The sequence below is a fragment of the Burkholderia sp. E168m23 genome (assembly GCF_016586125.1).
Classification (GTDB): Bacteria; Pseudomonadota; Gammaproteobacteria; order Burkholderiales; family Burkholderiaceae; genus Burkholderia; species Burkholderia orbicola.
The window spans coordinates 1-4,219 of record NZ_BCPP01000650.1 but is presented as its reverse complement, the minus strand read 5'-3'; the positions used below and the strand labels follow the sequence as shown (position 1 = coordinate 4,219).

Annotated in this window: 4 protein-coding genes and 1 pseudogene; 2 read left to right on the top strand and 3 right to left on the bottom strand. The window is 68.5% G+C overall.

Going from position 1 to position 4,219, the window contains the following annotated elements; all coding sequences use genetic code 11:
- A pseudogene (locus tag JMF90_RS26720) lies at nucleotides 1-501 on the top strand (alpha/beta hydrolase); the annotation flags it as partial.
- A 10-nt stretch (nucleotides 502-511) separates the two neighbouring features.
- Here the strand turns inward: JMF90_RS26720 and JMF90_RS26715 are convergent.
- From JMF90_RS26715 to JMF90_RS26705, 3 genes are read right to left on the bottom strand one after another with little or no spacing between them, the layout of a single operon-like run.
- On the bottom strand, nucleotides 512-1,324 hold the full coding sequence (locus tag JMF90_RS26715; RefSeq protein WP_011549913.1) for an ABC transporter ATP-binding protein: 813 nt from the start codon (nucleotides 1,322-1,324) through the stop codon (nucleotides 512-514).
- A complete protein-coding gene (locus tag JMF90_RS26710) occupies nucleotides 1,321-2,178 on the bottom strand; it encodes an ABC transporter permease (protein WP_011549912.1) in 858 nt (285 codons plus the stop codon). The genes JMF90_RS26715 and JMF90_RS26710 overlap by 4 nt, the downstream gene beginning before the upstream one ends.
- 17 nt (nucleotides 2,179-2,195) lie before the next feature.
- Complete coding sequence (locus tag JMF90_RS26705) at nucleotides 2,196-3,188, bottom strand: aliphatic sulfonate ABC transporter substrate-binding protein (protein ID WP_011549911.1); 993 nt, start codon at nucleotides 3,186-3,188, stop codon at nucleotides 2,196-2,198.
- 334 nt (nucleotides 3,189-3,522) lie between these two features.
- On the opposite strand from JMF90_RS26705, the gene JMF90_RS26700 reads away from it, so the two are divergent.
- Nucleotides 3,523-4,219 (top strand): MFS transporter (locus JMF90_RS26700; RefSeq protein ID WP_201325631.1); only part of this gene is annotated, 697 nt, incomplete at its 3' end.

The window sequence follows — 4,219 nt, the reverse complement described above, 5'->3', positions numbered from 1 at the left end:
ATCTCGAACTACCTCGCCAGGTACGGCGATCGCGCGATCGCGGGCGCCGTGTATGTCGACGGCGTGGTCGAGCTTGCGCCGGGCCAGATCGTCGATCATCCGGACGTGTATCGGGACATGAACGTGCCGGATCTGAAAACCCATCTCGACGGCGAGCGCACGTTCGTCGGCCTGTGCTTCAACCGTCGGCCGGACACCGCCACGTTCGAGCGCTTGCTCGCGAACGCCGCGATGGCGTCGTGGGACATGCAAAAGGCCATTCCAACGATGTCGGTATTCGCCGCCGCGGGGCTCGGCCACGCGCGCGTGCCGTTGCTGTTCCTCTACGGCGGTCGCGATGCGCTGGTCGATACGCACGCGACGCTGGCCCGCGCGGCTGAGCTGAATCCGCGTATCGCCAGCAAGGTGTACGCGGAATCCGGGCACGCGCCGTTCATCGAGGAAGCCGAACGGTTCAATCGCGATCTGGCCGCGTTCGTCCGGTCGGCGGCTGCTCAGTGAAGTGGCGAGGTCAGGCCGACGTGATCGGGATGCCTGCCGGGTCGCCCGCCGCGCGATCGTGAAAGCGCTGGAACGCATCGATGAGCCGCGCGCGCTGCGCGGCCAGCGACGGATCGCGCCGGTCGCGCGGCCGTGCGACGTCGACCTGGATTTCGTCGTCGACGCGGCCCGGGTTCGGCGCGAGCATCAGCACGCGATCGCCGAGATACAGCGCCTCGTCGAGATCGTGCGTGACGACGATCGCGGCCATCCGGTGCCGGTGGACGACGTCGAGCAGCAGCGTCTGCAAGCGCATCCGCGTGATCGCGTCGACCGCGCTGAACGGCTCGTCGAGCAGCAGCAGATCCGGCTCGCCGAACAGCCCGCGCGCGATCGCGGCGCGCTGCGCCATCCCGCCGGACAACGTGGCCGGCAGTTGCCGCGCGACGCCGGCCAGCCCAACCTCGTCGAGCAACCGCTCGACGCTGGGGTCGCGGCCGCCCCGCGCGCCGGACGCGAAGCCGACGTTGTCTGCGATCGACAGCCACGGCAGCAGCCGCGGCTCCTGAAAGATCACGCCGACGCGCGCGGACGGCCCGGCCAGCGCGCTGCCGTCGAGCGTCACGCTGCCGCGGAAATCCGGGTCGAGGCCGGCGACGATCCGCAGCAGCGTGCTCTTGCCGCAGCCGCTCGGGCCGACCACGCAGACGATTTCGCCGCGTGCGACCTGCAACGCGATATCGGAAAGGATCGTGCGATCGCCGTACAGCTTGCGGGCGATCCGCAGATCGAGCAGCGGCGGGGCGATGCCGGCTGTCGGGCGGATGGAAGGGGAGGCGCTCATTTCCTGCCCTCGCGCGATGCGCCATCGAACGCGTCGCGCCAGCCGAGCCAGCGCGACTCGATGCGGCGCATCGCGCCGTCGGTCAGCTTGCCGAGCAACGCGAGCAGCAGGATCGCGCCGAACACGAGATCGGGCCGCCCGGTTTCGCGACCGTCGCTCAGCAGGAAGCCGAGGCCGCGCGTGGCCGCGATCAGTTCCGCGGCGACCATGAACATCCACGCGAGACTGAGGCCGGTGCGCAGGCCGGTGACGATCTGCGGCAGCGCGGCCGGCAGCAGGATGCGGCGGAACAGCGCGAGCGGGCCGAGCCGGTACACCGCGCCGAGCTCGACGAGCTTGCGGTCGACGTCGCGAATGCCGGCGACCACCGCGAGGTGAACCGGAAAGAACGCGCCGATCGCGATCAGCGTGATTTTCGGTGCTTCATCGATGCCGAGCCACAGCAGCAGCACCGGCACCCACGCAAGCGACGGAATCGCGCGCAGTGCCTGGAACGTCGGTTCGAACAGCGCGTCGATCCGGCGGCTCAGGCCCATCGCCGCGCCGACGACGAGCGCGAGCCCGGCGCCGGCCGCAAACCCGGCCGCGACGCGCAGCGTGCTCGCGCCGACGTGACGTGCGACCCGGATGACGCCCATCCGCGCCAGCGTATCGAGAATCTCGCTCGGCGCCGGCACGAGATGATCGGGCAGCCAGCCGCGCCGCACCACGATCTCCAGCAGCACGAGCGCGGCGAACGGCAGTGCGAGGCCAGCGATTCGCCACGCGCGCAGCGGATCACGTCGGGCTCCAGGAGGCGGCGAAGCGGGCGGGTGCGACGCGAGCGCGTCGCCGCGCGCGGTGGTGTCCGTCATCGGCGGCACGCTCGGTCTCAGTGCGACGCGGCGACGATCGGGCGCGCGAACGACGGATCGATCAGCGTATCGACGATCTTCGCGGGATCGACGCCCGGTTTGGTCAACTGCTCGGCCGTCAGCACCGGCGCCGCGGCCTTCAGCGCCGCGCGCTGCGTGTCGCCCGGCACCGGATCGCTGAAGTCGTTGCGCTGAAGCTGCAGCTTCGCGACCGGCAGCGACACCTTCGATTCGTCGGCAATGATCTGCGCGGTTTCGGCCGGATGCGCGCCGATCCACTGGCGTGCGCGGTCGTAGACCTTCAGCACGCGCTCGACCGCCTGCGGATACTGGCTGGCGAACGCGTCGCGAACATTCAGGAACCCGTACGTATTGAACGCGACGTTGCGATACAGCAGGCGCGCGCCATCGTCGAGCTGGGCGGCGGCCATGTGCGGATCGAGCCCGGCCCACGCATCGACCTGACCGTTCGCGAGCGCGGTGCGGCCGTCCGGATGCTGCAGGTTGACGATCTCGACGTCGTCGCGCGTCAGGCCAACGGTGTGCAGCGCGCGCAGCGTGAACAGGAACGGATCGGTGCCGCGCGTCGCGGCGATCTTCTTGCCCTTCAGATCGGCGAGCGAACGGATCGGCGAATCCTTGCGTACCACGAGCGCCGTCCATTCGGGGCGCGAGAACACGTAGACCGTGTGGATCGGGTTGCCGTTCGCGCGGGCGAGCACCGACGCGAGCCCCGCGGCCGAGCCGAAATCGACCGCGCCGCTGTTCAGGTATTCGAGCGCGCGGTTGCTGCCGAGGCTCAGCACCCAGCGAATCGACGTACCGTCGGCCTTGAACGCATCGTCGAGCCAGCCGAAGTGGCGGATCACGAGACTCTCGGGCGAGTAGTACGCGTAGTCGACGCGGATTTCCGCAGGCGTCGCCGCCTGCGCTTGCATGGACATGAGGCCGGCAAGCGCGGCAACGACGAGGGCCGCGGATTGCCACACGCGGGACCAGAACGGCTTCATCGGGGATTCTCCGGAAGAGCGGCAACGCGCCGCGAACAGGCAGGTGACCGGCTAATGTAACGAAGCGCAAGCGATCCGTTAACGAAGAAATCCACGTTTGAACATGCGTGCGGCTGCTAAGCGCCGCCCGCGCAACTTTATGACGCACGCCGATTAATTTATCGGTTTATATCGCTTGGGATTGCCGGATCGAGGGAACAGAATTTCCGCTGCCGGAACCCGGCCGCAGCGGGGCCGCATGCGCTCGGCGCCGCGATGGTCGCGAAGGCGCCTGACCGGTTCCCCGGCTTCACGATCACCTTGCCGTGCATTCGGCATCAAACTAAGGAATCCGATGAGTTCGATCGATCTTGGCTCAGTCACGCCGGTTTCTTCCCCCATCCGCTCGGCCAGCGACGTCGCGCGCCTGATCAATACGGTGGACAGTTCGGTGAGCCACGCACGGATGATCGTGCTGCTGGCGCTCGGCGGCGTGTTTCTCGATGCGTACGACCTCACGACGCTGTCGTACGGCATCGACGACGTGGCGCGCGAATTCGGGCTGACGCCCGCGCTGACCGGGCTGGTCGGTTCGGCGATCATGATCGGCACGATCTTCGGCAGCCTGATCGGCGGCTGGCTGACCGACCGGATCGGCCGCTACCAGGTGTTCATGGCCGACATGCTGTTCTTCGTGGTCGCGGCGATCGCGGCCGGGCTCGCACCGAACGTGTGGGTGCTGATCGGCGCCCGCTTCGTGATGGGGCTCGGCGTCGGCATCGACCTGCCCGTCGCGATGGCGTTTCTCGCGGAATTCTCGAAGTTCAACGGCCGCGGCAACAAGGCGTCGCGGCTCGCCGCGTGGTGCCCGATGTGGTACGTCGCGTCGTCGGTGTGCTTCCTGCTGATCTTCGGCCTGTATTTCCTGCTGCCGGCCGAGCATGCGGGCTGGCTGTGGCGCGCCTCGCTGATCTTCGGCGCGGTGCCGGCGCTCGTCATCATCCTGTTCCGCAACCGCTTCATGAACGAATCGCCGCTGTGGGCCGCGAATC

Bases quoted from the DNA above. Each gene is read 5' to 3' on its own strand.
- JMF90_RS26715 (WP_011549913.1), bottom strand. From the start codon at position 1,324: ATGAGCGCCTCCCCTTCCATCCGCCCGACAGCCGGCATCGCCCCGCCG.
- JMF90_RS26710 (WP_011549912.1), bottom strand. From the start codon at position 2,178: ATGACGGACACCACCGCGCGCGGCGACGCGCTCGCGTCGCACCCGCCC.
- JMF90_RS26705 (WP_011549911.1), bottom strand. From the start codon at position 3,188: ATGAAGCCGTTCTGGTCCCGCGTGTGGCAATCCGCGGCCCTCGTCGTT.